Annotated in this window: 20 protein-coding genes and 1 pseudogene; 19 read left to right on the top strand and 2 right to left on the bottom strand. The window is 57.5% G+C overall.

From position 1 onward, the window contains the following. Positions 1 to 4: 4 nt before the first annotated feature. Positions 5 to 307 carry a hypothetical protein gene (locus EOA78_RS00185; protein ID WP_127313414.1) on the top strand — a complete coding sequence of 101 codons (303 nt, stop codon included), beginning with the start codon at positions 5 to 7 and terminating at the stop codon, positions 305 to 307. Positions 308 to 626: 319 nt separating this feature from the next. Here EOA78_RS00185 and EOA78_RS00190 read toward each other — a convergent pair whose 3' ends face one another. Beyond that, a complete protein-coding gene (locus EOA78_RS00190; RefSeq protein ID WP_348628456.1) occupies positions 627 to 1,406 on the bottom strand; it encodes a DUF6615 family protein in 780 nt (259 codons plus the stop codon). A 609-nt stretch (positions 1,407 to 2,015) separates the two neighbouring features. Between EOA78_RS00190 and EOA78_RS00195 the strand changes: the two genes are divergently transcribed. Then, on the top strand, positions 2,016 to 3,233 hold the full coding sequence (locus tag EOA78_RS00195) for a D-arabinono-1,4-lactone oxidase (RefSeq protein ID WP_164783573.1): 1,218 nt from the start codon (positions 2,016 to 2,018) through the stop codon (positions 3,231 to 3,233). Here the strand turns inward: EOA78_RS00195 and EOA78_RS00200 are convergent. Beyond that, positions 3,230 to 4,057 carry a MurR/RpiR family transcriptional regulator gene (locus EOA78_RS00200; RefSeq protein ID WP_029354755.1) on the bottom strand — a complete coding sequence of 276 codons (828 nt, stop codon included), beginning with the start codon at positions 4,055 to 4,057 and terminating at the stop codon, positions 3,230 to 3,232. The two genes, EOA78_RS00195 and EOA78_RS00200, sit on opposite strands and share 4 nt — an antisense overlap. A gap of 290 nt (positions 4,058 to 4,347) precedes the next feature. Here EOA78_RS00200 and EOA78_RS00205 point away from each other — a divergent pair, with 290 nt between their 5' ends. The 17 genes and pseudogenes from EOA78_RS00205 (at position 4,348) to EOA78_RS00290 (ending at position 23,876) form a co-directional block, all read left to right on the top strand. Further along, positions 4,348 to 5,292 carry a BadF/BadG/BcrA/BcrD ATPase family protein gene (locus EOA78_RS00205; protein WP_051695319.1) on the top strand — a complete coding sequence of 315 codons (945 nt, stop codon included), beginning with the start codon at positions 4,348 to 4,350 and terminating at the stop codon, positions 5,290 to 5,292. After that, on the top strand, positions 5,289 to 6,302 hold the full coding sequence (locus EOA78_RS00210; RefSeq protein WP_091597870.1) for a glucosamine--fructose-6-phosphate aminotransferase: 1,014 nt from the start codon (positions 5,289 to 5,291) through the stop codon (positions 6,300 to 6,302). The genes EOA78_RS00205 and EOA78_RS00210 overlap by 4 nt, the downstream gene beginning before the upstream one ends. A gap of 368 nt (positions 6,303 to 6,670) precedes the next feature. Next, complete coding sequence (locus EOA78_RS00215) at positions 6,671 to 7,549, top strand: sugar ABC transporter permease (RefSeq protein WP_127313417.1); 879 nt, start codon at positions 6,671 to 6,673, stop codon at positions 7,547 to 7,549. Between the two features lie 85 nt (positions 7,550 to 7,634). After that, complete coding sequence (locus EOA78_RS00220; protein WP_164783574.1) at positions 7,635 to 8,459, top strand: carbohydrate ABC transporter permease; 825 nt, start codon at positions 7,635 to 7,637, stop codon at positions 8,457 to 8,459. Positions 8,460 to 8,483: 24 nt separating this feature from the next. Next, on the top strand, positions 8,484 to 9,785 hold the full coding sequence (locus tag EOA78_RS00225; protein ID WP_127313419.1) for a sugar ABC transporter substrate-binding protein: 1,302 nt from the start codon (positions 8,484 to 8,486) through the stop codon (positions 9,783 to 9,785). Positions 9,786 to 9,864: 79 nt separating this feature from the next. Continuing rightward, positions 9,865 to 11,343: a sulfatase-like hydrolase/transferase gene (locus EOA78_RS00230; RefSeq protein WP_091597859.1), complete on the top strand. Its 1,479-nt coding sequence runs from the start codon at positions 9,865 to 9,867 to the stop codon at positions 11,341 to 11,343. A 149-nt stretch (positions 11,344 to 11,492) separates the two neighbouring features. After that, entirely contained in the window at positions 11,493 to 12,317 is an 825-nt protein-coding gene (locus EOA78_RS00235; RefSeq protein ID WP_127313420.1) for a MurR/RpiR family transcriptional regulator, read from the top strand. Between the two features lie 74 nt (positions 12,318 to 12,391). After that, complete coding sequence (locus tag EOA78_RS00240; RefSeq protein ID WP_091597856.1) at positions 12,392 to 13,540, top strand: ABC transporter ATP-binding protein; 1,149 nt, start codon at positions 12,392 to 12,394, stop codon at positions 13,538 to 13,540. Continuing rightward, positions 13,515 to 14,492: a sugar ABC transporter permease gene (locus tag EOA78_RS00245; RefSeq protein WP_245477071.1), complete on the top strand. Its 978-nt coding sequence runs from the start codon at positions 13,515 to 13,517 to the stop codon at positions 14,490 to 14,492. Before EOA78_RS00240 ends, EOA78_RS00245 begins: the two co-directional genes overlap by 26 nt. After that, positions 14,492 to 15,325 (top strand): carbohydrate ABC transporter permease, encoded by an 834-nt coding sequence (locus EOA78_RS00250; RefSeq protein ID WP_029354774.1) that lies wholly within the window; start codon positions 14,492 to 14,494, stop codon positions 15,323 to 15,325. Before EOA78_RS00245 ends, EOA78_RS00250 begins: the two co-directional genes overlap by 1 nt. 43 nt (positions 15,326 to 15,368) lie before the next feature. Further along, positions 15,369 to 16,619, top strand: a complete 1,251-nt coding sequence (locus EOA78_RS00255) for an ABC transporter substrate-binding protein (RefSeq protein WP_127313422.1) — start codon at positions 15,369 to 15,371, stop codon at positions 16,617 to 16,619. A gap of 61 nt (positions 16,620 to 16,680) precedes the next feature. Continuing rightward, positions 16,681 to 17,490 (top strand): phosphodiesterase, encoded by an 810-nt coding sequence (locus EOA78_RS00260; RefSeq protein WP_091597850.1) that lies wholly within the window; start codon positions 16,681 to 16,683, stop codon positions 17,488 to 17,490. After that, entirely contained in the window at positions 17,487 to 18,218 is a 732-nt protein-coding gene (locus tag EOA78_RS00265; protein ID WP_127313423.1) for an HAD family hydrolase, read from the top strand. The genes EOA78_RS00260 and EOA78_RS00265 overlap by 4 nt, the downstream gene beginning before the upstream one ends. 578 nt (positions 18,219 to 18,796) lie before the next feature. Next, a complete protein-coding gene (locus tag EOA78_RS00270; RefSeq protein ID WP_164783575.1) occupies positions 18,797 to 19,579 on the top strand; it encodes a metallophosphoesterase in 783 nt (260 codons plus the stop codon). Then, a complete protein-coding gene (locus EOA78_RS00275) occupies positions 19,576 to 20,271 on the top strand; it encodes an HAD-IA family hydrolase (protein ID WP_091597848.1) in 696 nt (231 codons plus the stop codon). The genes EOA78_RS00270 and EOA78_RS00275 overlap by 4 nt, the downstream gene beginning before the upstream one ends. A 1,469-nt stretch (positions 20,272 to 21,740) precedes the next feature. Beyond that, positions 21,741 to 22,931 (top strand): annotated as a pseudogene (locus EOA78_RS00285) (IS256 family transposase); the annotation flags it as partial. A 225-nt stretch (positions 22,932 to 23,156) separates the two neighbouring features. Further along, on the top strand, positions 23,157 to 23,876 hold the full coding sequence (locus EOA78_RS00290) for a GntR family transcriptional regulator (protein ID WP_029354792.1): 720 nt from the start codon (positions 23,157 to 23,159) through the stop codon (positions 23,874 to 23,876). Positions 23,877 to 23,935: the final 59 nt, after the last annotated feature.

Below are 23,935 nucleotides of genomic sequence, written 5' to 3' on the forward strand. Positions count from 1 at the left end.
CACCATGAGATTCGCTCAAGCAGACTTGTTCGCGCAAGACGACGCCGAACGCAACACGCTATCGCAATCAGAGCGGGTAGCGATCCGATCGCGTCTGGAAACGACACTGGCCAAGCTCGAAGCCACGGCAATCTTCCCTTGGCGCGATCCGCTGGACGCCGTGCACGAGGAGAACCGCTTCCAACGCGACAGCGAAATGCTCGGTGAGGAGGGCGTTCTTCTGTGGCACCGGTTCGACACAGAGATGGACCGGCTCCACGCGACGCGGTTCTCTTCCGACCTCCGCTCCGCTGGATCGACGAATTGACCAGTAGTTTGTCAAGTGCTTGGAAGTCGACCAGAGCCAAAATGAGGCGCAAAGTTACTACGCAAGCTTTGCCTGAAATGGGCCGCTGGGCCCAAATGTCTTTAGTCCGCCCCCCAATTTAGCCAGCCAATCCCTATTAATGGCGAGCCCCAGCTCAGCCTCGCTGTGAGGCACGTCGCTGATGACAGGCGTACGGGAGTCTCCGGTGCGACCGGAGATGAACGTAACTAACGGGTAATCGAGCTGCCGGTCGATACGTACCGCCGGACCGTCCTGCAAGGTCCGACCAATCCCATCAGCTGTCATGAGCTCATGAGGTTCAGATAGCCGGCGGAAGGTTTCGTCCCCGTACCTTTCGCGAGGCTCTGGCAGGGGCGCTACGAACATATCGCTCTCTCAGGAAGGCAGAGACCGTATCAGGTGTCGGAACCGTCTCGCTCCGAACCGTGCTCCGAGGACAAAGTAGTGCCTCGAGGCAAAAGAAATGAGGCCGCAGATGGGACAGACGCTTGTTAAGCGCTCCCGTTTTCGGCGTCCCACTGGCACCAGCGAGCTTCGCCTCCAGTTCGGCGGCGATGTCGCTCGCAAAGGCTAGGTTCGCCCCGCTGACAGAGGGGACCAGCCCCCTGAAGTTAGGGTCCATCGTCACACTCGCATGATTGTAGAAGAGGTAAAGTGGGACCCACGGAGGGGGTGTGTCCCGCAGGGTGCGGAATTGATAGTCATGCTTGGGCGAGGGCCTATGCAGCAGCTCGCTGTAGGAGCGGTTCTTGTTTTGGACCACGGCGGCGTTTAGGCGCTTGGCTTGGATCCGCACCCAAAGGTCGCGACCCTCAGACACGTTCCAGAACCGCAGATCAAGATCACCCCCGGTGTCCTTTTCGATCGGGTAGGAGATGACGAGCTCTGGACCGGCGAACGCGGCCAGCGCGCCCGTGAGGATGTCGGTCATGGTTTCTTCCCGGAACCTACCGCGCTTGAGGTTGGTCTCGCGGTCGAGCAGTCCCCCGATCACAAGAGGTAGCCGTGTTGCCAGGTCGCAAAGTGTTGCCAACGTTGTAATCCTACGATGACTATTGCCGCTCCGCGAATTCCACAATCACCTACACTCAGCGCAGGGAGTTAGCGTGTTGTTTCAAGCGAGCGGTAATGAACGGGGTCGTGGTTCCGCACGGCATCTAGGATCAGCGTGACGATCGCCTGCGCCTCGCTCATGTCTGGCAAGCGCGAATGACGGCCTATCCGAGCTACAGGCTTCGGCATGGCGCGCTCAAGGACAAGGTCAAGAGCTGGGGCCAGGACTCGCCAAACGCTCCTGCACTGCAAGGCCGCCGGGCCAAGAGCCAGAACTGTCCAACAGGCTGATTGACGTGCACAAGACAGCATACGCGTCCTTCGGCGAAAGCCTCGCACGAAATACGTGGTGAGGCCCGACGCAACCGGCCGGTGCCAGTCGTCGGCTCTTGTTGGGGGGGGGGGCGCCGAGTTATAATGGAGATAATCTTCTTTTGTATCTAGGTCGATGATGATATCCGTCATGCCTGCCAAAATGAGTCGGCGCTGGGCACAGCGTGACGACCCTATTCTGGCGGGCCGAGGCACTGCCCCAGCACCTAGCAGCGAGAAAACACACGCAAGGAGAACTCCATTGCCTTCTTCAGAGACCAGAGCGCAGACACTCGGCCCTAGCATGATTTGGCGGAACTGGGTGAGCAATCAGGTTTGTCGGGTGAAGCATTTCGAAATGCCAAGTTCGGACGATGACGTCTGCAGAACGATCAAGACAGCAGCTTCAACCAATCTGCGCGTCCGCGTAGTGGGTACGGGTCACTCTTATACGCCGATTGTCCCCACGGACGGAGTTCTAATCTCCGCGGAGCGTCTAACAGGGATCGAAAATATCGACCCAACCAACGGCAGCGTAACCCTCCGCGGCGGAACGCGGATTTGTGACGTTGGCCTTGAACTGCGTTCTGCTGGTTGGGCATTGCCCAACCAGGGCGATATCGATCTGCAGACGATGAGCGGGGCCGTATCGACGGGTACGCATGGCAGCGGCGATAGTTTGCAATGCTTAGCGGGCCCGATAATTGGAATGCGGATAGCGATGGGCGATGGATCCATCGCCAATTTCGATGCTTCGCAAGACATCGATGTCCTCAACGCTGCGAAAGTTTGTCTCGGAATGCTTGGCGTGGTGCTTTCCGTCACGATGAAGCTTGTTCCTGCTTTTGATCTTCATGACAAAATATGGCGTGAGGATTTTGAAGAATGCATGAATCATTTGGATCAGCTATGTCAGGAAAACCGGAGCCTCCGCGTGTTCTGGTGCCCGACCGAACACTCGGCATCGTTATACAGCCTGCCCGACACGTCTGGCATTGGTCGTACGCGCAGTAAAGCTGATGTCTGCGAAATCAGAACGCTGAACGTCACAACTCAGCCGTCAGCAGCTGTCGAAGCACAGGCCGGCGAGAGAATAGGGCCCAGCTATCGGATATTTCCGGGTTCAATTCCGATGCCGAACCATAACGAATGCGAATACTCGGTGCCCTACGAGGACGGTCCGGCGGTATTGCGTGAAATACGCAAGCTGATCCAGACGAAGCATCCGTCGCAGATATTCCCGGTTGAGTATAGAACCGTGGCGGCTGACGATATTTGGTTGAGTCCATACTTTGAGCGGAAGACCGCAATGATATCGGTGTCCGGCGCAGCAGGAGAGGACTACTGGGATTTCATCCGCGATTGCGAGACAATCTTTTCCTGGGTAAAAGGTCGTCCGCACTGGGGCAAACTTCACAGCCTGGGCCGGTCCGAGATCGAAGCCTTGTACCCAAGATACGGGGATTTTATTTCTCAAAGGGCTCGCTTCGACCCGGACGGTCGCTTCCTGAACGACTACCTGCGCGAACGTTTCGGCTAAAAGCTTTTATCTATGGTGGCTTCTGCGGTTCGCTGCATAGCCGCCTGGAACTTGCTGCCATCTTTAGCGATCATGTTGGCGAGGATGTCGATGATCAAATATTGTCCAGCGACCCTGGAGAATGCTCCTCGCGTGATGGGCGTGTCTGTTGAGGATGCTCCCAGTACAGCGTCCGCGTTGGCAGCGATCGGACTGCGTATATGACAGGTGATTGCGATGGTAAATGCGCCAGCCGCCTTGGCCGCCATAAGTGAGTTGATTGTATCCTTGCTCGAGCCAGATTCCGAAATTGCCAGTGCGACTTGCTTCGGCCCGAGATTCACTGCACTCATGACGGCGAGATGTGGGTCGTCCAGCACGCGCGACACCAGTCCGAATCGAACAAACAAGTAATGCGCGTATCGGGCCACATTCGCAGAGCCGCCGAACCCGTACAGATCTATGCTTTTTGCTCGTATGATCTGTTTTGCCGCCAATTCGAGAGCGGCGTGGTTCAACAGGTCTTTTGTCTGCTTGAGCGCGGTGATGGCCGTCGACAGCGTGTCGTCGATGACGTCACCAGACGGGCTGGCGTGTCTGATTGTCTGGTGAGTGGAGAGTTCGATCCCCAATGCCAGTTTGAAACGCTGGAAGCTCGAAAATTTGATGTCTCTACAGAACCTCAAGACGCTCGCTTCGCTCGATCCGGATCCGTCAGCAACCTCCGTGATAGTTTGGTTCACGACCTTCGCGGGATCGTTAAGGACGTACTCACTGATGCGAAGGAGCGCCGGACTGAGGCTGGGCTGAGACGAACGCAAGCGCGCCAAGATCTTTTCCTGCATTTACGATTCCCTTGATGTCGCCGAGCTCCAGCTCCCTAGGCTTGATTGACACAGGCAGTGAAAGCAATAGGAATTTTTCAGCAGATTGCCAAGCCGTGAACATTGTTTTCGTTAGAGCCCCCAGCCGCCTGCCAGCCTTTTTGCACGGCATTTGACCATCATCGCCGCGCGGGGAAAGAGTCGCGCATGATGAAAAAAACCATCTTTGACAGACGAAAAAAAAGTGATATTCCTTCAGCGAGAGACTGGGACCGCGGCCGCTGGGCGCGAATGCGAACAGAGATGACGAGATGGGTTCTATATCGATTGGTGTCGACATCGGAGGCACCAAAACGCATTTGAGAAGCTGCCTGGAACAGGGCATGGGCCGCGACTTGGTGGTGAGGACCAGTGAATGGCGTTGTGGAGCCTATGACCACGATATTCCTGGACTAATCGCGCTAATCAGCGGATTTGCGGATGGCGCCACTCCCAACGGCATCGCGATTGGCTCTCATGGATGTGATGATGAGGCCGAGTGTGCCATCCTGCAAAAACCACTTTCCAATCATTTTGCCTGCCCGTTGAGGGTCGTCAACGATGCAGAGCTATTTCCCCTAGCCATGGGGCTTTCCAGCGGAATTGGTGTCGTCGCGGGAACTGGCTCAATCGCCGTTGCTCGGGACCAGAAAGGCAGGATGCATGTCGCAGGCGGTTGGGGCTGGGCAATCGGAGACGAAGGGAGCGCTCCCGGTTTAGTACGTGAGGCTGGTCGAGCAGTGCGACGGCACATTGACCTCGGAGGGGCAAGGTCAGAGCCGCTTGTCGAAGCGCTTTGTGAGGCATTTGGACTGAATAGCCCCACGAACATCGGCACCGCTATCGCGAAGGAAGGCGGTGCCTCGGCTCTGGGGCGACACGCACCCGTTATCTTCTACGCAGCCAATGAAGGCTCGTCGTTGGCTAAGCGCGTTATTGACGAGGGCGCAGCGGCCCTGACCCAATTAGTTCACCACCTGAAGTTGGCGGGCGTGTCCGACAAAGACGTGGTGGTAGGCGGAGGGGTCATCCTCGCCCAGCCACTTTTAGCCAATGCGTTCTCCCATCAAATTTCCGATCGTTTCGGGGCGACAGTGGCGGTCACCTTCCTCGACAAGCCGCCGGTCTTAGGCGCCTGCGTCTTGGCGCGGCAACTTTGCAGTGCCGGGGATGGCCCAGAGACCTCAATTGTCTCTCAACATATGGATATCCAATGATTTACAGGTCAACGATCGCCCGTCAACCCAATCAGTTTCGCCATACCTTGGAAGTGGTCGGAACGCAGCTTCGCGACCTTGATCTCGCGCCATTTGAAAAGGGGACTGTCGTCGTTACAGGAATAGGCGCGAGTTACGAGGCAGCGGGGGTAGTGGCCGGTGAGCTGCAACGCCGCGGCAGACGAGCAAATACTTGGCGCGCAGTCGATCTCATGGAGCCGGGGGACCCTGGCGACGCGATCATAGTCTTTTCTGTCGGAGGAAGAAGCATCGAGCCAATCGCTGCACTCACCATCCACAGCACGTTACCATCCCTCGCGATTACAAGCGGAGGCAACGACCCGCTGTCACGCACCGCTTCGGCAGCACTTCGCTTCGAGTCCGGTCCGGATTCACTGCCGTCGAGCACCGGCTACACAGGCTCGCTGCTGGCAGGCGGGCTGCTGATAGATGCGCTCTGCGGTGAAGACAGCTTCAATTGGAACGACATTCCTCTGATAGCAAGCGAGGTCTTGGAAACCTCTGCGAAAAAGATGGCACGCATTGGAGAAATGTTTCATGACCAGCGGGCGATCGATTGCGTTGGCGCGATATCGGCTTTGGGTACGGCGGGCGAGGCTTGTTTGCTCATTCGCGAGGCTGCGAGGGTGCCCACCGGCGTCGCAGACACGCTGCACTACTTGCACGGCCCGATGGAATCGATGGATCAGGCAACCGGGATTTTGATATTTGGTGACGGCCGCGAAGTGCGATTGGCGCAGGAATTGGCTGAAATCGGCTGTGCAGTTCTTCTGGTAACCGCAAGCGAGTCGCCTCAGGACGCCAAAAACCTCGCAGTTGTGAAGGTGCCATCTTTGCAGAACCGCGTGGCACGATCAATCGTGGACATCCTGCCCGCTCAGCTGCTAGCCGCAGAACTGTCCGACGCGGCCGGACTTACTGATGCCCAGTTTCGTTATAGCCAAAATGACACAAAGGTGACCATGGACGAATCGGAGCCCCGGGTCTGAGCACGCGCGCCACGAGATGACACGTTCCGGACATCCTTCTTGGCCCTGATCAAGACAGCAATGGCGAGCCAGTGCAGTGTTCACGCTGTCTCGAGGCCGTCGACGGCAGAATGTGTCGTGCTTCGCCTGCCAATTGAATGGAGCGCAGCATTCTGTTTCCAAAGGCGCATGAAACTTGGAAAGGTAACTCTACGATAAAACTATACGCCGTGGAATTGTCTCGGCACGGTTGACGGCTGCGAGTAACTCACCACGGGGAACACTGCATCGTTGACGTCCTCTGCTTGCTGAAGCTCGCTTAAGCGTTGCTGGCAGCATCTGAGGTGCCCATTCCAGGCGAGCATAAATAACTCCAGGAGCAACGGACGATGGCATCTTCCCGGCCTAAAGTGTATTCGGCGCTCGTTACACCCGCGATCGCGTTCCTATGTCTTGCGACAGTCGTGCCGATTGCAGCTGTCATTGCCCTCTCGTTCGGTGACTTCAACATAGCCTTCCCGGAAAAGACGCGCTTTATCCGGCTTTACAATTACGCGCGGATCTTGTCCGACGGTCGGTTTATCAACGCCGCGCTGGTTACGTTCATTTTGGTCGTCGTCCCCGTCGTCCTCCAATTACTGTGTGGATTAGCGTTGGCAATAGCGCTTAAGGAAAATCTCGTTGGCACACGGTGGATGCGAGCATCTTTCCTGCTTCCGTCAATAATTCCGCCAGCGGTAGGCGGAATTGTGTGGAAGCTGTTCCTCATTCCTGGTGTGGGCGGCTTGTCTTATCCCGCAAGCTTGTTCGGTCACAATTTCGAAGCTGACTTACTTGGAAGCAAAACGTCAGCGCTTATCTCCGTGATCATCGTATCGATTTGGTTTGGCGTTCCCATAGTTGCTTTGCTGCTTCTCTCGTCTTTGGACTCGATCCCAGACGAGATTTATGAGGCGGCAAACCTCGACGGAGCAAGTTGGGCCCAGGCGCAATGGCATATTTCCATACCGCTCGTCTTACCTGCGATGGGAGCCGTCGCCGTGTTTCAAGCCTTAGAGATCCTTGGGATTTTCCCCGTGATCTTCGTGTTGACAGGTGGCGGGCCGGCTGGGGCGACTGAACCCCTAAACTTCTACGCTTTCCTGACCGCATTTACATATCTCGATCTCGATTATTCCGCCGCAATTCTCGTGGCATTCACAACAACGATCGTCGGCGTGTGTTTTTGGTCTATTCGCCAAATCTCGGCCACTCGCGTTGGGAGGTAAGCCCATGCATCGATACCTTGGACGTCACATCTCCGAATATCATCCACTCGCCAAATCTCGGCCCCTCGCGTTGGGAGGTGAGCCCATGCGTCGGGACCTCGGACGTCACATCTACGGATACCTTGTCTCCGTTGCCTTTGCGCTATTCCTGTTCTCGCCGATATTGTGGACCCTATCGACATCTCTCAAACAGCCGACCGAGATGTTTCAATGGCCGCCCGTGATCGTGGGGGAGCCATCCGCTCAGCACTATACCGCGATAATCGCTGACAAGGACTTCTCTTCCGCGCTCATCAATTCAATTGTGGTCTCATGCAGCACCATCATATTGACCATGGCGCTTTCGATCCCGGCAGCCTTTGGCATCTCTCATTTGCAGAAAACTGCGATGCGAAGGCTATTGACGCTGGTGTTGGCACTCCGGGCGGCGCCAGCGATGATCTACATCATCCCCTACTTTCTCTTTTTTCGCCAAGTACACCTCGTCGACACGAAGATTGCGCTGATCATCGTCAACACAATGTTCGCGGTTCCGCTTGCGATCTGGTATTTGTCAGCGTTTTTTGACCAAGTGCCGCGTGAAATCGAAGAAGCCGCGATGATAGACGGCGCGTCAACGCTGCAGACGATGACGCTCATCTCGATACCCATCGCCAAATATGGTATCCTGGCAACAGCAATACTGATATTCATTGGTTCGTGGAACGAGTTTCTTTTCGCGCTGACATTGACACGCGATGACGCAAAAACCGCAGCCGTCGCAATACTGAATTTCATGCCATTTGAGGGGACCGATTGGGGCAAGGCGGCAGCCGCATGCGTGCTTATGCTGGTCCCGATCGTGGTTTTCGTGCCGTTCGTAAAGAAATACGTCGCCGGCCCAACAACGACCGGTTCCGTGAAAGGGTAAAACACTAGCTCAAGGAGAAAATCAATGAGGTATCTTGGAATTCTTGCCGTTACGTTCGGTGTTGCCGTCGGCGGGGGAGCGACGGCTCAACAGCGCTATGACGGCGCGAAAATAAAGGTCCTATCGACAAACTCGGCATACGATTTGGAGCTCAAAAAATTCGCGCACGAATTCACAGAGAAGACTGGCGCTGAAGTGCAGTTTGATCTCTTCGGTTATGCGCCGACCGTTCAAAAAGTGTCGGTCGAGCTCCTAACGCGTTCAGATAGTTACGACGTGGTATACTTAGGGAGCGAGGAGTTCGGGCGATACGCATCTGGCGATATCCTGGAGCCGCTCGATAATTACATAGACATGAAGAGTGCGGACGTACAGGATTTCATCGCTCCCGTGCTGCGCCTCTACAATAAGGACGGCAAACAGCTGGCATTTCCGCATTTCGCGGCGACACAGCTCCTGTATTATCGTGCCGACTTGTTCGAGAAAGCCGGAATCAAACAGCCACCGCAAACGTGGGAAGAGTTCCGTAATGATTGTGATCTGCTGAGAAAGGCAGACATTCAGTGCACGGCGCTACGGGGTCAACCGGATACTGGCGAGAATATATGGTTTTGGGGCCAGGTTCTTTATGGTTTTGGCGGTAAATATTTTGCGGACGAACCAGCGGATCTGACGCCCACGGTAAATTCGCCCGCTGCGGTGGAGGCGCTGAAATGGTACACGGATGTGATGACCAATTTCACTGTGCCTGGGAGCATCTCAGCAACCTTCGATGATGTTGTCATCGCGATGCAGCAGGGCCGCATTGCTATGACTGTCGAAGGCGCTCCCACCGCAGGTCGCATTCTCGATCCCAAGCTGTCGAAGGTCGTCGGCAAGCTTGGGTTTGCTTTGCCCCCTGGCGGCGTAAGTGGGAGGTTCCCGCCCTTTGCGGGACAGGCGTATGTCATTCCAGCTGCATCAGAAAACAAGGCAGCTGCAGCGGCCTTCCTTCAATGGGCGACGAGTAAAGATCTCATGAAGCGGATTTCGCTCGACAGCACCTTTGTCGCCATCACCAGGACATCGCTGTGGGACGATCCGGAAATCCGTGCGAAACATGACTATGATTATGGCCATGGATCGTTTGCGGCAACGTATGCAGAAACGCTTCGCGGGGCGCCCGAGTGGTATTATCCTCGCATTCCAGAATTCAAGGAGATCGGCGATCGCCTTGGCCGTGCCCTGCAAGAAGCGGTTGTCAGGAGCAAGAGCCCAGAGGCTGCCTTGGACGATGCTCAAGGTGATGCGGTCGAAATCGTGAAGCGCGCTGGATACCTGAAATAGCCGTTACACGTCGCCACCGGCGCGGTTTTGCGCGCCGGTGCGCGCGCGAACTGAACCTCCATAGCGCGTGGGATGAGAGTTGAGGAACTTTAGTATAGTCTGGATTTGCAGCGATCAGCAGCGTTGGGACACCTTGCAGTGCCTAGGGTTCAAAGGCACGCAGACTCCCAATATTGACCGCCTGGCGGCGAGGGGCACGGCATTCGCCCGTGCGTATTGTCAGAGCCCTATCTGCACGCCGAGCCGAACGAGCTTTCTGACAGGCTTGTATCCGATCGCACACCAAGTGCATCAGAACGGCGCCGGCACATTTCCTTCGCATCTCGTTTTGCTCCCAAAACTGATGGCGAACGCCGGATACTATACAGGGCACATAGGAAAGCTGCACCTGTCTGCCACACGTGGCATGATAGAAAAGCGCCCCGATGATGGATTTGCCGAGTTCTACTGGAGCCCTGAGCCATTTCCGGAGTGGTCAGGCAACCACGACTATCATGCGTGGATGTGGTCAAAAGGGGTCAATCCCGAAGCCTACTTCAAACCCTATCTTGACCAACACTATGGTCCGGGACCAGCCGCAGAATATCGGCAGGCGCGTTGGGCAGGCGATCGGGCTGAGCGCTTCATCAAGATGCATTCTGATCGTAGTTGGTATTTAGGCGTTAACATCGACGCGCCTCATCCGCCCCTCAATCCCCCGCCAGACTACCTCAGGCGGTTCAATCCAAATGATATGCCTGATCCTGCGTTCAAGCCGATTGATCTCGAGCACCAGAAGAAATTTGAACGAGTCGATCAGCAAGCGAAATTCGCGGTGGATCCTTGGCACGCAGCAACAGACGCGGGTGAGGCGCACAACGACGAATTGGCAGGACCTACGCATGAAGCGCCACCAACGAAGTTCAATATTTGGGAGATGAGAGCGGCCTATCACGCCGAGGTGGCACAGGTGGACGATCTGGTCGGCCGGATACTAGACACTTTGACGGAAACCGGCCAGCTGGATCGCACGATCATCGTCTTCATGAGCGATCATGGTGATATGATGGGCGACCACGGCCTGCTCTACAAAGGCTGCCGGTTCTATGAGGGTGTGGTGCATGTCCCACTTGTGATTTCCGTGCCTGGCAGCCCAGCCCAAGGATCGGTGTCGAATGCACTTGTCGAGCTGGTCGATATTGCGCCCACATTGCTCTCGTTATCGGGGCTTGAGGTCCCAAAGGCCATGCAGGGGCTGTCACTCGACCAGATGCTGCTTGGGAACACTTCACTGGATTGCCATAAGCCATACGTTGTCAGTGAGTATCACAACTCCCTCAGGTTCCGCGGCAGCCGAGGGTCTCGCGCATCGATGTACTATGATGGACGTCACAAACTAAATGTATATCACGATGTTGGAATAGGAGAGCTGTTCGATCATAAAGAGGACCCCAATGAGCATTATGACCTATGGGATAGCCACCATCACAGGGGGTTGAAATACGACCTATTAGGCCGCAGCTTTTCCGCAATGATGCTTAGAAGTGGATCCGGCCCGGAGAGAATTGAGGACTATTGACCTTGGCGGACCGACGCCAGGAAGGTCACGAGCGAGGCATTGTTCTCGCGACCTTGGGGCTGCCCTCGGTCGATTGTCCAGAAATTGTTCGATAATTTATGGTATCTCGCTGCTCTTTCCTTCATTCATAAGGGGTGAGGATTGTGGAAATGAGCGTCAACTCACCTGCAATGAAAGCGGCATCGCACGAGAGCATCTTGGCTCGCCTGCAGGACGACATCGATCGATTGCCCAATGCGCTCGCTCGCATTGCCAAATACATTCTGGAAAACCCGGAAAAGGTGCTGCACCAATCGGTCGCGGAGCTAGGTGAATTCGCGGCCAGTGGTGAAGCGAGCATATTGCGGCTTTGCCGGCAGATAGGCTTTTCCGGCTTCCGCGACTTCAAGCTGGCATTGGCGGCCGAGATTGGCCGCCCGGGACTGCCTCCTACTGCTGCTGGAACTGCGGATAGCGCTCTGCAATCCTTGCACGACACCATGGCGCAAAACCTCAGCATCGCACACAACAATGCCGATTCCGAAACTCTCGCGAAGGTCGCCGCCGCGCTTGCGGCAAGCAGACGGATCGACCTCTACGGCGCCGGAATGTCCGGTATAACGGCAGAACTGCTTGCCTATCGGCTTTTGCGTGTCGGGCTAACGGCCTTTGCGTTCAGGAATCCCAACATGGCTCACGAAGTCGCCAGCGGGCTTAGTCCCGGATGCGTTGCGATCGGCCTTTCGATCTCCGGCCTCACGGTTGACACCGTCCAGTTCCTCAAGGGCGCCCGTTCTGCGGGGGCACTGACCGTCGCCATCACCAACCGCGCCCGCAGCCCGCTCGAGAAAGCGGCTGACTTCACCCTGCAGGCCTCCGGCCTTCAAGACCACCCGATCGGCGGCACCCTAACATCGACGATCGGCAAGATCTTTGTGATCGAAAGCCTCATGCTGGCGCTCGGAAAGGCGATGGATAAACCGGTTGCCAAATGAAATTAAACTCCATATTGTCACTAAAATGAAATAAAGCACCGATAGAAGTCACGCCCACCGAAAGGGAACTCGGAATGGCAGCGTTAGACCTTCACATCGACGACATCGGCAAGCGGTTTGGCGCGATTGATGTCCTGCGCGGCATCTGTCTAAGGGTTGCTGCGGGGGAGTTTGTGACACTGCTGGGGCCGTCCGGGTGTGGTAAATCAACGCTTCTTCGGATCATCGCGGGGCTGGAGCGTGCCGACCAGGGCCATGTGCGTGCAGGCGGCAGGGGGCTGGACGCGGTGGCGCCGAAGGACCGCGACCTAGCCTTCGTGTTCCAGAGCTACGCCCTTTATCCGCATCTGAGCGTGCACGACAACATTGCTGCCCCGCTGGTCATGCGTGAGCTAAGCAGCTTGGAACGGCTTCCTGTGATTGGCGCGCTGCTGCCCGGAGCCATCCAACGCAAACGCTCGATCCAGGAGCGGGTCCGGCAGACATCAGGGCTTCTCAAGCTCGACGCGCTGCTCGAGCGTCGACCGTCGGCGCTGTCGGGCGGGCAGCGCCAGCGCGTGGCTTTGGGACGCGCCATGGTGCGCAAGCCGAAGATCTTCCTGATGGACGAACCCTTGGCAAACCTGGACGCAGCGCTGCGCATCCATACGCGTGGCGAGATCGCACGGCTTCACAAGGAAATGGAAACGACGACTATCTTCGTTACCCATGACCAGGCCGAGGCGGCAGCGCTTTCAGACCGCGTCGCAGTCATCTTTGGCGGCGAACTCCGTCAGGTCGCAGCCCCTGCCGATCTCTATCGCGAACCCGTCGATCTAGACGTAGCGCGCTTCCTGGCGCAGCCATTCCTGAACGAGCTGGCAGTGGCCGCACCTATAGGCGGCGCGCTCATGATCGGCGGCAGCAGGATCATCATTCGCGATGCGCTCGGATCCGGGCTGGCCGGAACGCTGGCCTTCCGCCCCGAGCATGCGACCCTGGCTGAGAAGGATCATCCAGGAGCCCTGCCGGTTCGCGTCACGCGCATTGAGCACGCAGGGATCGACGCTCACGTCTTTGTCGATGCCGAGGCCGGCGCTCAGTTCGTCGCCCGCATTTCCGCCGAGCGCGCGCGATCACTGCGTGACGGCGACAATCTGGGACTGACCATCGACGCTGAACAGGCATGGTTCTTTCCTTCCAACGGCTCGCGCCAGCGTGGCGATCACAGCGGGGCAGCCTGACATGGCCTTAGCCAACGACATTCCGCTCAGTTCCTTAGCTCCGAACACTGCAGGCAGCTACCGGCCGGCTCGGGCCCAGGCGCAAGCTGGCATAATTCTGTCCGTGCCGGCGACGCTGTTGCTTGTTGCCCTTGTAATCGGACCCGCCATTCTTGTCTTCTTTCTGTCCTTCACGAATGCGTCGCTCGGCTTGGCCGGAATCCAATTCATCGGGGTTGCTAATTATACGCGCATGTTGACCGACCCTGGCTTTGCTCAGAGTCTGCGCAACACCGCGCTCTATGTGGCTGTGGTCGTGCCGACGGCAATCGGGTGGGGGCTGCTCGTCGCCGTTTTGATCGCTAGATCACGGTTCGCAGTTCTCTATCGAACCGCTTACTTTCTGCCCGTGGCTGCAAGCTTGGTTGCTCTCGCGACCGCGTGGGAAGCAATCCTGCATCCAAGTCTGGGTTTTGCCAACACGCTGCTGCAGCTCCTGGGCGCATCGCCCGTCAGGTTCCTGTCCGACCCGGCGACGGCCATATATGCGCTCGCGGCGATCGGCGTCTGGCAGTTGGTTGGCTTCAACATGATCCTTTTCCTGGCTGGCCTTTCGACCATTCCAGAGGAGCTCTACGAAGCTGCGACTATCGACGGGGCGGACAGCGGACTGAAGCGCTTACTTCTGGTCACCTGGCCGATGCTGGCGCCAGTTACGGTGTTCGTCACCGTGATGACAATTATCCGCGCCTTTTCGGTTTTCGAAACGGTCGCGGTCCTCACACAGGGAGGGCCGATGAAATCTACCTCCGTCGTTCTTTACACTTTTTATGAAGAAGGTTTCCGCTTCTTCCGCGTCGGATATGCTTCTGCGATCTCCGTTTCCTTTTTTGTCTTCGTGACTTTCCTGTCGCTCGTCCAGATGCGCGTCTCCGAGCGTCGGGCGCGCTGGAAAGCAAATGGAGGCCAGTGATGATCCTGGGGCAATCTTCCTCTTCCCGCATTGTCTCGCATGCTGTGCTTGTCACCGGCGCGATCATCATGGTCTTTCCGTTTCTGTGGATGATCCTTGCCTCGCTGACGCCACAGAGCGAGATCTTTGACGGCAGCCTGCTTCCAACGCCGACCCTTCACGGCGCAATCGACAATTACGGCACTGCGCTCTCGGCAATTCCGCTGCTTCGGTTCATGGCAAATGGCTTTGTCGTGTGTCTGGCAATTCTTGTGTTGCAGATCGCGATCGCCATCCCATGCGGCTATGCGCTGGCCAAGCTGTCCTTCCCGGGCCGCCCTATTCTGCTTGTCGGCGTCCTGCTCGGCCTTCTGGTGCCGGTGCAGATACCAACCATCCCGATCTACATAGCCCTCGCAAAATCCGGACTGCTCGACAGCTATGCCGCTCTGGTTCTGCCCTGGATCATTTCGGTGTTTGCCATCTTCCTGTTCCGGCAGTTCTTCGTGACCTTTCCCGATGAGGTGCTCGACGCGGCGCGGCTCGACGGTTTCAGCGAGCTATCGATCGCCTGGCGGATCATGCTGCCAGCAGCTTGGCCGGCCGTCGTCTCCTTCTCGATCTTCTCTATCGTGGCCCATTGGAACGATCTTTATTGGCCAATGGTGGTGATAACCAATCCCGACATGATGACGGCTTCGCTCGGCATTGCCTATTTCCGGCAGGCCGGCGAGGGCGCCGGAAATGTCGGTGCGCTGATGGCGGGGGGCGTTCTCGTAACTGCTCCCTTGGTCTCTTTTTTCCTTCTCATGCAGAAACACTTCATCCGAGGTCTGGTGCTCGGCCGACACTAGCTCCGTCTCTAAAAACCCCCATCTCAAAACTCAGGAGAGCAATGTGAAAACAGTTGCAATGATCCTTGCTGCCGGTGTCGCAGCGGCAGCCATGCCAGCGCAAGCCGAGACGAAACTCAATGTCTATTACGCCTGGCCCGAACACGAAGTGATCCACAAGCCGATTGCAGACCGCTTCATGGCGGACCACCCGGAAATCAAGATCAGCTTCCGCGCTGCTGCGCCGAGTTATGACGAAGCTGTCCAGACGTTGATTCGTCAGAGCATGGCAGGCGAGTTGCCGGACGTTCACTATGTCGGCTTTAACGTGCTCCGTCCGCTCGTCACGCGCGGGCTCGTAAAGCCCATCGACGATCTCGTTGCCGCCGATCACCTGGCCGATAAGGGCTACACGGAACAAATCCTGTCTCTGGCAAGAATTGAGGGCCATCTGTACGGACTTCCCTTCGCCATGTCGACGCCGGTCGTTTATTACAATGCCGATCTCGTGAAGCAGGCGGGCGGCGACCCCGACAAGGTTCCGACCGATTGGGACAGCTTCGTCGCACTGGCCGGCAAGGTCGGTGCGCTCGGCAATGGAACGTCCGGCATGTATTACCAGCTCGGCTCGGACGACTGGGCCACGCAGAACCTGGTACGCAACTTCGGCGGCCAGATGATGAACGACAAGGAGAGCGACATCGCTTTTGACGGTCCTGCAGGCCAGGCTGCCGTCAAGCTGTTCAAGTGGTTCCACACCGACGGCGCTCAGCCGGCGATCGACTCCCATGCCGCCCGGCAGCTCTTCACCTCTGGCAAGCTCGGCTTCTTCTTCGCCTCTGCCGGCAGTGTGAGCGGTTTCGAAGGTGAAATTGGAGATCGGTTCAAGCTCCGCACAGCCAAGCAGCCGCTCGGCGCTGAAGATGCGACGATGCCGACGGGCGGCATGGTTGCGATAATCCTTACCGACGATCCCGCCAAGCGCGCCGCCGCCTGGGACTACGTCAAGTTCACCACAAGTCCTGAAGGCCAGAGCATTGTCGTGCCGAATACTGGTTATATGCCGACCAACACGCTTGCCCTCGACAAGGATCATCTCGCCGGCTTCTACGATAAGCACCCGAACTGGTACACCAGCGTGCTTCAGACGCCCCGCGCCCGCCCGTGGTTCTCCTGGCCTGGTGATAACGGCGTGCAGATCGGGGAGGTCCTCCGCGACGAGATGACGGCTATTGCGCTTGGATCCAAGGAACCGGAAGCCGCTCTCGCAGACATGGTGTCCGAGGTTCGCGCACTCCTGCCGAAAACGAACTGATCGCCTCGTCCGAGACGCTGCACGCTCCTGTGCGGCATCCCTCCCTTTTTCGGGATTATCCATGAAACTCATTCATCTGACCGACCCCCATCTTGTGCCGTTAGGCGCCATGCTCTTCGGCTTCGATCCTGCCCAACGGCTTCGCAAGACCATTGAGCGCATCAACCGCGATCACGCCGACGCCGAGCTTTGCGTCGTGACTGGCGATCTCACTGACGAGGGAGATTTCGCTTCCTATGTCCTACTTCGCGAGGTGCTGCAGGAACTGCGCGTGCCCGCCCGCCTTCTGCTCGGCAATCACGACAGCCGCGAGAATTTTGTTCGGGCGTTTCCTGGAGAGCCGCGCGATGAGAACGGCTTTATCCAGTCGGTTCACGACGGATCTGCCGGGCGCCTCATTTTTCTCGACACATTGGTGGAAGGTTTCGGTCATGGCTCCTTGGACGATGGTCGGCTCGAGTGGCTGCTGGCCCGGGTGGCCGAGGCGTCGGATGTGCGGGCCTACCTCTTCGTCCATCATCCGCTGCAGCCGATCGGCCTGCCGCATTTCGAACCCTGGAGCACCGAGAATTGGCGCCCGATCATGCAGGCGATTGTCAGCGCCGGCAATGTGCGGCACATTTTCCACGGCCATGTGCATGTCGATGTTGGCGGCACCTGGAGCGGCATCCCTTTCAGTGCAAACCGCGGCGTGGCGCATCAGATCATTCCACATTTCACGCGGAGAGACGCGGACTTCGTCGAGGATGCGCCCGCTTTTGACATCGCGATAATCGACGTTGATGGGGTCCTGGTGCATCGCTTCGAAGTTAGCGACCGACATGTGGTCGAGGTCTCCGCAGAAGGTTGGGTTCCCGAGGGCATGCAATGAATCAACAGGCCTCTTATGAACTGGTCATCTTCGATTGCGACGGCGTTCTGATCGATAGCGAGACGCTGGCAAGTCGAATCGATGCCGAAGAACTTACCCGCATTGGCTATCCCATGTCGTATTCTGATGTGATTCTGCGGTTTACCGGCCTTTCCTCAGCCACCATGCGGAAAATGATCGAAGAAGACTGGGGCCGCCCTCTACCCAGCGACTTCGACGTCATCGTGCAATCCCGGATAAAGGAAAGCTACCAGACGGAACTGCAAGCGATCAGCGGCATTGACCAACTCCTGCATCAGTTGCGATTGCCGCGCTGCGTCGCATCGAGCAGCGCCCCCGACAAGCTGCGGCTTGGTCTTGAACTGACGGAACTTTGGGCATACTTCCATCCCCACGTGTTCAGCTCCGCCATGGTAAAGGCCGGTAAGCCTGCACCGGACCTCTTCCTGTTCGCTGCCGCCCAGATGGGCACTAAGGCAGCGCGCTGCGTCGTTGTCGAGGACAGCATTGCAGGCGTTCGAGCCGGTATGGCCGCGGGGATGATGGTGATCGGTTTCACCGCGGGCGGCCACTGCCACGACGACCACGGTCAACGATTGCTGTCAGCCGGCGCTGCGGTGGTCGCGCGATCAGCCGAAGAACTTAGCGTCCTGCTGATGACGAGCGAAGTCCAGCCCAATACAAAATGGCAGGAGGCGGACCCGGTGGCAGCAGGTGCCGTAAGGTGAACTGCAGCAGCTTCCCATCCACTCAACCCCACAAAAATGTCTTCCTATACCGACTGTCCCGGCGATTCCGTCCACTTGACATAAATCCGAACAAAGCTCCCTTGCATTCGATATCGGCGAAGTCTGACAGGCGGATGCGGCATGGGGCGGGCGCGCGCAAGCGACACTCAACGGTGTTCGACCGAGCTGCTCACAAATTACAATTGAGGGTCAAGAAGGAGCATTCGTGTCTGCGTGGGGGAACTCACCGGAGCTCGAAGCACAGGCCCGTGGCACCGTTTCGATGATGGACGAGTTACTTCATGATCAACCGAAAGCGATAGCGACCGAGGTCCCTTATGCGGCCCGAGCATTTACAACTCGCGACATTTATTGGCCGTTCGTCGGTCAACTGTTTGCTTTGGAATCGAACACCTCGATCCGGGCGGCAGAGAGGGTCGACCCCTCACTGCTCACGGTTCGCTGTCAGACGCCTGGAATAGATGGTCACCACAACGACGGCAATCAAGTGGCCTGACGCAGCAGCGGTCTCTTGTCCCACTTCCTCCCAGGGTCGGGCCCAATCTGAGTGTGGAGCAATGCAGAAAATCATTCATATCACGGATCCTCATTTTGTTGCCCCTGGCAAGACGCTTTACGGCATCGATCCGGCGCAGAGATTGCGCGACACCTTGGACCATGTCTCGCGCGTACACGCAGATGCCAAGCTCATCCTTATTACCGGCGATCTTGCTGATACAGGCGATCCAGCCGCTTACGCACTCTTGCGCGAGATCTTGTCGGAGGTCCGGCTCCCGGTCCATTTGACGATCGGCAACCACGATGACCGCGGCGCATTTCGAGGCGTATTCGGCGGGGAAGGATTCGTTCAGGCGGCTGTCGACTTGCACGACTGGCTCGTCGTCTTGCTCGACACAAAGGACGACATCAGCCATTTCGGTTGTCTTGACGGTGGCCGGTTTGAATGGCTGCAGGACCAGCTTTTCCGTGCCGCCGGCCGACCAGTCGTGGTTGCTATGCACCATACGCCGGCGGATTTGCATGTGCCTTGTTTTAAGACGAGCGATATGAAGGAGTCCGATCGGCTCCTTTCCATCCTTCGGAAAAACGCATCGGTCCGCCACATGCTCTTTGGTCACCGGCATGTTGGTGCAGCAGGCAGTTTGTCGGGCATATCGTTTACTGCCAGCCGTGGCACGGCGCAGCATATCGTTCTGGACTGGGAACAATATGGCAAGCCCATATTTGTGGCGGCTGCGCCATCATACGATGTCGTCATGTTGGACGGATCGGATGTCGTTGTCCATCGTCACGAGGGACTTGATCAGCTGCCTGTCATTCGTCCCGGTGATCCGAAATGATGGCTTCACCATCGATCAAAACGTCCGATCGGTCGCGGCCTCGACTGATCATCTTCGATTTTGACGGCACCCTTGCGGAGACGGAAATCGTAGCATCGGAGGTGATTTCGGCAAAACTTGCCGCGGAAGGTTTCCAGGTGCATCCAGATGAAATAACGGCAACGCTCTCCGGTGTTGAGCGAGACGATCAACAACGGCATCTGGAAAGACTTGTCGGTGTAAGCCTGCCGAAGAACTTCATGGAAACGGCCGCGGCTGAGATCCAGCTGGCCGCCTCTGGGATCCTGTCGGCGACACCTGGCGCGGTTGAACTGCTCCAGTGGCTTTCCATTCCCTTTTGTGTCGCATCGAACACATCTCGTTTCGAACTCATCCACCGCATGAGAGCCGCCAATCTCTTGGGGCTTGTTGGCTCACGGTTCTTCTCCTCCGATGACATCGGTGTCCGGAAGCCTGACCCTTCTGTGCTGCTATTGGCGGCGGAAATCATGGGCGTGTCTGCCAGAGAGTGCCTTGTCATTGAGGACAGCGTCATCGGTCTTAGTGCCGCGCGAAATGCAAATATGCGCTACTGCGCATTCGGGGGCGCCCGCCACCATACGAGTCGACTGAGGAATGACCTCCGGACCTTTGAGCCGGAGGCATTGTTGCTGAACTTGGCGGAACTTAAAGGTTTGCTTTGCCCAATGTAGAAAGAGGGCAGCGGCGTGGACGGTCCGCCCGCGCCTGCATCCGGAACACCATACCCCGGCGGGCAGTGCAATGGCGGACAGGTCATCAAGCTTGGTGCGGGATGCGGTATGCGGTCTGGTCGCCAGCGGGCCTAGCTCACAATCCAGAATCGCGCATTTTGTTGCCTAAAACCCCGAGCTTCTTGGGGACTTATCTATCTCCAAACTCGTAAGTCAAACAAACAGCGGAGAAGCGTCGGTTTTGCGTTTTTGCCGTACTCTTGGCCTCTCTGGGTTTCGCGAGTTCAGGGTGGCGTTACCGGGGAGATTGAGCGCGATAAAGCCCGGCGACTGACACAGCACCTCGCCACTGAACTCGCATGTAAGACCGGAAATTGCGAACCTGAGCGCGGCCTTCCTACATTCGGTTGAGGCCTCAGCTCGCCTTCTCGACTACGCCCAGATCGAGCGCCTGACGGAGCGACTACAGAGTGCTACGCGTGTCGAAGCTCTTGGTATGGGCGTCTCCGCAATCTGCGCAGAGCTACTGTCACAGCCGCCTGATCTGGCTGGGGACCCCGGATTGTGAACATCGCTCGCGGTCTGGCTCATGGGCTGGACGCTTCGGCTTATGCTATCGGCATCTCCTATGAAAGATATGAGCGAGAGGCCGTCGCCTTTCTCAGAACTGGCCGCGACCGAGGAGCGCATACGCTTGCAATAACGACGCGTGACAAATCGCCAGTCTCTGGGGTGGCGCATGAGGTGCTCCTACTCAGCTCCGGCGCGGGCCCTGGCCGAACCTGGACCGGCAACGCTTATGCCTTCAATGGCTCTTCTGAGTGAGTGCATCGCCGAGTGTCTGAAGGGGCACAGAAATCCCAATGCCTCGCGAACCAAAGCATAGCTGTGCGAACGCTTGGTAAGATCTCTGTTGGTGCCAACACCGCCTTCAGCGGATCGCCAAGTGTAGTTTTAGTCGGAGCCGGGCCTCTCCGAGGGCAATGACAAGAGATGCCACCCCGGGAAGTTCCGTCAGAACGGTCGCTCCGTTAGTGACGACGACCGTCGTGCGGCGACCACCGAAGTATGGTCTACGAACAAAGCGAGGGCCAAGCGCAGACTGGTGAAACGACAGATGTACGGCCGCGGCAAGTTGGATCTGCTAAGGGCCGTTAGTCGGCGCTGTAAAGAAATGTCACCGAGAGTGGGTCAAAGCCCCCGTGGTAAGCGCTCGCCGGGCGGAACTGGTCAGGGTTGCGCAGTCCGCTAGTCTAGCGTGGCGAAGCGACGAGCGCAGGAAATGGTTTGCGCGCAGCTCAGGTGCGTCGAGCGCCTAACGCCTCCTAGATCTTTCCGCGTCCGGTCCTCTGAGGCTTCCTCCCGGTAGTGTGCTGAGAGTTCTGCAAATTCGCTGAGAGGGGGCGGTCATGGCAGGCTGGTGATGTTCAACGTCACCTGATTCCCGCGAAGGAACGCCACCATGACCCAAGACTGAAAGTAAGACCGCCAGCGCCGCCGTCAAAGACATTCTGCTTTCGGACCCGCAAGGTCTGCACGAAGTGATCCGGGCGGTGATGCAGGAGGTGCTCGAGGCCGAGATGGACGAGGCTCTGGGTGCTTCGAAAGGCGAGCGCACACCGGAGCGGCTCGGCTATCGCTCGGGTTATTATGGCCGCACTCTTGTCACCCGTGTCGGCAAGCTTGAGCTGCGAGTTCCGCAGGACCGGGCCGGCCGCTTCTCCACCGAGCTTTTCGAGCGTTACCAGCGTTCGGAGCGGGCCTTGGTGGCCACGCTTGCGGAGATGTATGTGCAGGGCGTGTCGACCCGCAAGGTCAAGGCGATCACGGAAGAGCTGTGCGGTCATTCGTTCTCGGCCTCGTCCATCTCGGCCATCAACAAACGCCTGGACGAGAGCCTGAAAGCGTTTGCCGAGCGCCCGCTTCAAGAGCCTTTTGCCTACCTCATCCTCGATGCTCGCTACGAGAAGGTGCGCGAAGCCGGCATCGTCATGAGCCAGGCGGTGCTGATCGCGGTTGGCATCGACTGGGACGGCCGGCGTCAGATCCTGGCCGTGGAGATGGCCAATCGTGAGAGCCGCTCGGCCTGGAGGGACTTTCTCGTTGGCTTGAAGGCACGCGGCCTCAAGGGCGTCGAGCTGGTCGTGTCTGACGATCATGCCGGCCTGGTCGCGGCGATCGGCGAGGTGATCCCGGAAGCGGCATGGCAGCGCTGCTACGTGCACTTCCTCAGGAACGCGCTCGATCACCTGCCGAGAAAGCATGGCGACGATTGCCTGCAGGAACTGCGCTGGCTCTACGACCGGCGCGATCTCGCCGAGGCCAAGGCCGATCTCGCCGCATGGCTTTCCAAATGGTCGGCCCGCTACCCACGACTGACGACATGGGTGGAGGAGACCATCGAGTACACGCTGACCTTCTTTCGTCTGCCACGCCAGCACCACAAGCATCTCAAGAGCACCAACATGCTTGAACGGCTCAACGAGGAAATCCGGCGCCGCACCTATATCCTGCGCATCTTTCCAAACTCACAGAGCTGCCTACGCCTCGTCAGGGCGCTGGCCGTCGAAACCAACGAAAACTGGATGGAGGCCAACCGCTACATCAACATGGACGACCTGCGCGAGCACAAGAAGCTCACTCTGCGCCAAGCCGCATGACCAGCACCATGGCCGCCCCTTTTTGCAGAACTTGACGCACACAACCGGCTTCCGCATCCGAGCGCCGCGGCTGGCCATGGTCACACCTCATACGCATGGTGTATGCAGCTGAGGCGGCGCGCGGTGCATGCGTCATGTTCGGATGTCGAGAAATAGCACGCCGCAGAAACTCAAATTCTGCTAATCGAACGTTCAAAGGACGTCGAAAAAAGGGGAAGCGTAGAGATGTGGTTCTGCAAAAATGCGGCCCAATGTCGTCGGACAGAAATGCCCAGTTTGGCTATTGAAGCCAAGAAGAACGCAAAAGCCGATGCAGCCTACGACGCGGTACTTCAATTGCTCTACAGCAAATCCCACATGCCGGGGCAGCATCTCAGCGATAAAGAGCTAGCGTCCGACCTCAACATCGGCCGGACTCCTATACGCGAAGCACTTATCCGACTTGCAGCGGAAGGGAAGATCGTGTCCTTTCCTCAAAGGGGCTACTTTACGAGACCTCTGGTCGAGTGGGTTCTATTGGACTCGTATGTGGTGGCGCGCGAAACACTTACCTTCGCCCTAACTCGTACACGGACTCACCCTCTCGACCGAACCGCCCCCTCTGGTGAGTTATCTCCAACGGAGCTCGCTCTTCGAGCGGAAGAAATATTCACTGACATAGCTCTGGGGGCATGTAATTGCGAAATCTGCCATATCATCGACAAGTTCTGTTTCTGCTCTCATGCCCTTCGCATGGAAATAACCGCGTCTGAGCTTTCCCCGGCTTTTCGAACCAGTCTTGCAAGGCTAACTGACGCAATGCCTCAGCTCGGCAAGACTACGAGCGCAGTGGCATCCGCATTGACTAACCACCTTGATGTAGAACAGCGCGCAGTGTCGCGCGCTTTGCAAAATATGAGCAGGAGACAGCTGGCAAACTTCACGTTTACAAAGAAGTATTGGTGAGCGATTTTCGCCGACATCAGCCGAGTAGCTGAGCCATTCGGCTTGGGCCGTCGCAGGAG

Source organism: Mesorhizobium sp. M5C.F.Cr.IN.023.01.1.1, assembly GCF_003997585.1.
Classification (GTDB): Bacteria; Pseudomonadota; Alphaproteobacteria; order Rhizobiales; family Rhizobiaceae; genus Mesorhizobium; species Mesorhizobium wenxiniae.

Coding starts and splice junctions, on each gene's coding strand:
- EOA78_RS00240 (WP_091597856.1), top strand. CDS start 12,392: ATGGCAGCGTTAGACCTTCACATCGACGACATCGGCAAGCGGTTTGGC.
- EOA78_RS00270 (WP_164783575.1), top strand. CDS start 18,797: ATGCAGAAAATCATTCATATCACGGATCCTCATTTTGTTGCCCCTGGC.
- EOA78_RS00265 (WP_127313423.1), top strand. CDS start 17,487: ATGAATCAACAGGCCTCTTATGAACTGGTCATCTTCGATTGCGACGGC.
- EOA78_RS00215 (WP_127313417.1), top strand. CDS start 6,671: ATGGCATCTTCCCGGCCTAAAGTGTATTCGGCGCTCGTTACACCCGCG.
- EOA78_RS00185 (WP_127313414.1), top strand. CDS start 5: ATGAGATTCGCTCAAGCAGACTTGTTCGCGCAAGACGACGCCGAACGC.
- EOA78_RS00200 (WP_029354755.1), bottom strand. CDS start 4,057: ATGCAGGAAAAGATCTTGGCGCGCTTGCGTTCGTCTCAGCCCAGCCTC.
- EOA78_RS00210 (WP_091597870.1), top strand. CDS start 5,289: ATGATTTACAGGTCAACGATCGCCCGTCAACCCAATCAGTTTCGCCAT.
- EOA78_RS00290 (WP_029354792.1), top strand. CDS start 23,157: ATGTGGTTCTGCAAAAATGCGGCCCAATGTCGTCGGACAGAAATGCCC.
- EOA78_RS00260 (WP_091597850.1), top strand. CDS start 16,681: ATGAAACTCATTCATCTGACCGACCCCCATCTTGTGCCGTTAGGCGCC.
- EOA78_RS00220 (WP_164783574.1), top strand. CDS start 7,635: ATGCGTCGGGACCTCGGACGTCACATCTACGGATACCTTGTCTCCGTT.
- EOA78_RS00225 (WP_127313419.1), top strand. CDS start 8,484: ATGAGGTATCTTGGAATTCTTGCCGTTACGTTCGGTGTTGCCGTCGGC.
- EOA78_RS00235 (WP_127313420.1), top strand. CDS start 11,493: ATGAGCGTCAACTCACCTGCAATGAAAGCGGCATCGCACGAGAGCATC.
- EOA78_RS00205 (WP_051695319.1), top strand. CDS start 4,348: ATGGGTTCTATATCGATTGGTGTCGACATCGGAGGCACCAAAACGCAT.
- EOA78_RS00275 (WP_091597848.1), top strand. CDS start 19,576: ATGATGGCTTCACCATCGATCAAAACGTCCGATCGGTCGCGGCCTCGA.
- EOA78_RS00250 (WP_029354774.1), top strand. CDS start 14,492: ATGATCCTGGGGCAATCTTCCTCTTCCCGCATTGTCTCGCATGCTGTG.